The organism is Phenylobacterium sp. (assembly GCF_046590535.1).
Taxonomy (GTDB): domain Bacteria; phylum Pseudomonadota; class Alphaproteobacteria; order Caulobacterales; family Caulobacteraceae; genus Phenylobacterium.
On sequence record NZ_JBKJTG010000150.1, the window covers coordinates 1 to 3,783 of the forward strand.

The window sequence follows — 3,783 nt, forward strand, 5'->3', positions numbered from 1 at the left end:
GTCACCACCCACACCCTGGAAACCCACGTCTATCGGCTGCGCCAGAAGATCGAACCCGATCCGGCCAATGCCAGGCTGCTGCTCACCGAGGCCGGCGGCTACAAGCTGTCGCCTTAAAATGGTGGGCGGCCTTCATGGAACGCAGCGGCGCAGAGCTGAGCCCCATGCCGCCGGAGGTTCTCATGGCTTCCTGCCACCTGCCTGGCGTTCCGCCCAACGATCCCGCGGACCGCATTCTGGCCGCGACGGCGCGCGAGTATGAGCTGCGCCTGATGACCCGTGACCGGGTCTTGCTCGACTATGGCCGGGCGGGGCATCTCCAAACCATCGCCTGCTAAAGCACCAGGTCGGCGCTCACCGGGGCGTGGTCGCTGGGGCGTTCCCAGGCGCGCACGTCGTCGTGGATGCGGCTGGCGGCGGACCCCAGGCGGAGGGCCGCGTCGCGCAGGCCCGGCGTCACCAGGATGTGGTCCAGGCGAAGGCCGCGGTTGGAGGCGCGGAAGTCCTGCGCCCGGTAGCTCCACCACGAGGCCAGCTTCTCCGGTTCGGGCCGGCTGGCGCGGGGCAGGTCGATGAAGCCCAGCGAGGCCGTCAAGGCCTCCATGGCCGCCACCTCCACCGGCGTGTGGCTGACCACCCGCGACATGTAGCGGTGGTTCCAGACGTCGTTCTCGCCCGGCGCCACGTTGAGGTCGCCGACGATCGCCAGCGGCGCCTTGGGGTTCCGCCTGGCCAGCTCAGCGGTGAGCTTCTCGTAGAAGTCCAGCTTGTGGTCGAATTTGGGGTTCAGGGTCCGGTCGGGCACGTCGCCGCCGGCCGGAATATAGAAGTTGTGGATCTCCATGCCGGCCACTACCGCGCCGACACAGCGGGCGTGGCCTTCGCGGCACACGTCCAGCGGCGGAGCGTCCTCCAGCGGCAGGCGCGAGGCGATGGCCACCCCGTGCCAGCCCTTCTGACCGGCGATCTTCAGGTGCGGCAGGCCCATCTGCACAAAGGCCTCGCGGGGGAACTCGCCCTCGCGGCACTTGATCTCCTGCAGGCACAGCACGTCGGGCGCCTGGTCGGCCACGAAGCGCGCGGCCTGCTCGGCGCGCAGGCGCACGGAGTTGACGTTCCAGGTGCAGATCCGCAGGCGCATGCCGCTCCCTAGACCCTTTCCGGTGCAAGCGGAATCGCCACGCAAAGAAACGCCCGGGCACTGGAGAGAGCCCGGGCGCCAGTTGTCTCTCATGCCGCCGCCGGGAGGGGATAGGTTCCGGCACGGTGTCCGTTCGCGCGTCCGACGCGCCAACGACGTAGTGCCAATATCGCAACAGTTTCCGCGAAAGTCAAAGCCCCTAAGCGATAACGCTTGCGTGTGGTCTGATTGTCACATCTTGCCGCGCCCGGGCGCCTTGGGGCGCGGGTCCTTGAGTACGAACAGGGCAGATTGCAGGCCGGACGCCGGGGCGAGCCCCTTTAGCTGGACTCTCGTGGAGCGGCCCTGGGCGTCCGCCACTGTCCAGCCGGCCAGCGCCAGGGGCGTGTCGGTGAAGGTCAGCGTGATCTGGCCGGCAGTCTGCTTCTTGCCGTCGCGGGCGGTGATCGAGAAACCGTCGGCCATGCGCGACACCCGGGTGATCGTCACGCCGCGGTCCAGGCGGATGTTCTTGGCCAGGAACAGCGAGAGCGGCGTGGCCATCAGCGGGTACTTGTCGAAGGTCTTCAGCCGACTGTCAGCCACCGACACCGCCGAGCCGTCGGAAACCACCAGCAGGCCCGACGGCGGGTCATAAGCGAACCGCGCCTTGCCAGGGCGCTTCAGATAGACCGTCCCGGTGCTCGACTGGCCGCGGGAATCAGTCTGCACGAAGCGGGCCTGGGCCTCCCCGATGGCCTGCAGATAGGCCGTGGCGCGCTGGACCAGGGCGGTTTCCTGGGCGGTGAGGCCCGCAGGCGCCTGCGCCAGCGCCGGGCCGGCCAGGGCGGCGCAGACAAGGCTGGTGGCGAGGGAGCGGCGGGTCAGGCTCATCGTCGGTCTCCAGGGTTCGCAAAGCGCGCTCCCTAGCCCGGGGAGGCGGCGGCAATAGGGCCTGTTCGCGGCGGACCTCGCAACGCTGAAGCTTCCTTGTCCGTTCCCAGGTCAAGGACGCCGCCTCGGCCGGCGGCGCCAGCCGCGGCGGCCAGGTCTTGACGGCGGGCCCCACGATCTTGCCTCTGCGGGGTAACTGGGCGTCGAGGGCAGGATGATGAAGGCGATGATGTTGCTGGCCGCCGTGCTGGCGCTGGCCTGCGGGAGCGCCGGGGCGCAGACCCCGCCCCGCGGCGCGGACGGGCGCCCGGACCTCACTGGCATGTGGTCCAACGCCTCGCTAACCTGGCTGGAGCGCCCGGCCAGGTTCAAGTCCCCGACCCTCCCCGAGGCCGAGGCCCGCGCGCTCGCCGCCGCGGATCCGCTGAAGCGGGCCGCCGAAGCCGACTCCCGGCCAAGCGATCCCAGCGCGGGTCCCCCGCCGGCGGGGGCGCTTGGACCCGCCCACAGCGCAGTGTCCTGGACGCCGGCTCAGCCTTCGCCCGGATCAAGGGCGAGTACCGGACCTCGTGGATCGTGGAGCCGGCCGACGGGCGCCTGCCGCTGACCGAACTGGCCCGCACGCGAGCCCGCGAGGCCGCCGCCACCAGCGGCCGGCTGGACCCCACCGGGCCGGAAGACCTGGCGCCCAACGACCGCTGCCTGCTGGGCTCCCGCGGCTCCGGCGGCCCCGGCATGCTCAACAACATCTACAACTCCAACTACCAGTTCGTGCAGACCCCCGACGCCCTCGTCATCGTGGTGGAGATGAACTACGGCGTCCGGGTCATCCCGATCCTCAGGGACAGGGCGGCCGCCCGGGCCGCCCACCGCCCCGCCGTGCTCAATCTGTGGATGGGCGACAGCGTCGCTTGGTGGGAGGGCGACGCCTTGGTGGTCGAGACCGTCAATGTGAACCCGCAGCAGGGCCGTTTCGGGCCGATCTTCCTGTCGCCCCAGGGCCGGGTGACCGAGCGCTTCACCCGGGCGTCGGCCACGCAGATCGCCTACGAGTTCCGGGTCGAGGACCAGGTCCACTACACCCAGCCCTGGCGCGCCGAGATGGTGCTCGAGGCCCTGGACGGGCAGATCTACGAATACGCCTGCCACGAGGGCAACTACGCCATGTCCGGCATCCTCGCCGGCGCCCGGGTCAAGGAGGCCGGCGGCGGCGCTCCCTAGGGCGCAGCGCTGACCAGGATCTCGCGCTTGCCGGCGTGGTTGGCGGCGCCGACGACGCCCTCCTCCTCCATGCGCTCGATGAGCGAGGCGGCGCGGTTGTAGCCGATCTGCAGGCGGCGCTGGATGTAGCTGGTGGAGGCCTTGCCGTCGCGGGTGACCACGGCCACGGCGCGGTCGTAGAGGTCGTTGCCGTCCCCTTCGCCGCCCAAGCCCAGATCGCCGCCCTCGCCGTCCTCGTCGGCGCCGGCGGTGACCTCGTCCAGGTAGGAGGGCTGGCCCTGGCCGCGCAGGAACTTGGCCACGGCCTCCACTTCGCCGTCAGAGACGAACGGCCCGTGCAGGCGGGTGACCCGGCCGCCGCCGGCCATGTAGAGCTGGTCGCCCTGGCCCAGGAGCTGCTCGGCGCCCTGTTCGCCCAGGATGGTGCGGCTGTCGATCTTGGAGGTGACCTGGAAAGAGATTCGGGTCGGGAAGTTGGCCTTGATGGTGCCGGTGATCACGTCCACCGACGGCCGCTGGGTGGCCATGATCAGGTGGATGCCGGCGGC

7 protein-coding genes are annotated in these 3,783 nt (G+C 70.5%); 4 read left to right on the top strand and 3 right to left on the bottom strand.

The features are described 5' to 3' along the window. A partial coding sequence (locus ACLL81_RS09040) for a helix-turn-helix domain-containing protein (protein WP_411288020.1) occupies positions 1-117 on the top strand: 117 nt, incomplete at its 5' end. A 17-nt stretch (positions 118-134) separates the two neighbouring features. Continuing rightward, on the top strand, positions 135-338 hold the full coding sequence (locus ACLL81_RS09045; RefSeq protein WP_411288014.1) for a hypothetical protein: 204 nt from the start codon (positions 135-137) through the stop codon (positions 336-338). Here ACLL81_RS09045 and ACLL81_RS09050 read toward each other — a convergent pair. Next, positions 335-1,141 (bottom strand): exodeoxyribonuclease III, encoded by an 807-nt coding sequence (locus ACLL81_RS09050; protein WP_411288015.1) that lies wholly within the window; start codon positions 1,139-1,141, stop codon positions 335-337. The genes ACLL81_RS09045 and ACLL81_RS09050 overlap by 4 nt on opposite strands. Positions 1,142-1,372: 231 nt before the next feature. After that, positions 1,373-2,014 carry a LolA family protein gene (locus ACLL81_RS09055; RefSeq protein ID WP_411288016.1) on the bottom strand — a complete coding sequence of 214 codons (642 nt, stop codon included), beginning with the start codon at positions 2,012-2,014 and terminating at the stop codon, positions 1,373-1,375. Between the two features lie 214 nt (positions 2,015-2,228). Here ACLL81_RS09055 and ACLL81_RS09060 point away from each other — a divergent pair, with 214 nt between their 5' ends. Next, positions 2,229-2,621 carry a hypothetical protein gene (locus ACLL81_RS09060; RefSeq protein WP_411288017.1) on the top strand — a complete coding sequence of 131 codons (393 nt, stop codon included), beginning with the start codon at positions 2,229-2,231 and terminating at the stop codon, positions 2,619-2,621. Then, positions 2,591-3,235 (top strand): hypothetical protein, encoded by a 645-nt coding sequence (locus tag ACLL81_RS09065; RefSeq protein ID WP_411288018.1) that lies wholly within the window; start codon positions 2,591-2,593, stop codon positions 3,233-3,235. Before ACLL81_RS09060 ends, ACLL81_RS09065 begins: the two co-directional genes overlap by 31 nt. Here ACLL81_RS09065 and ACLL81_RS09070 read toward each other — a convergent pair. Then, on the bottom strand, positions 3,232-3,783 hold a 552-nt coding region (locus tag ACLL81_RS09070; protein ID WP_411288019.1), incomplete at its 5' end, for a DNA translocase FtsK. The two genes, ACLL81_RS09065 and ACLL81_RS09070, sit on opposite strands and share 4 nt — an antisense overlap.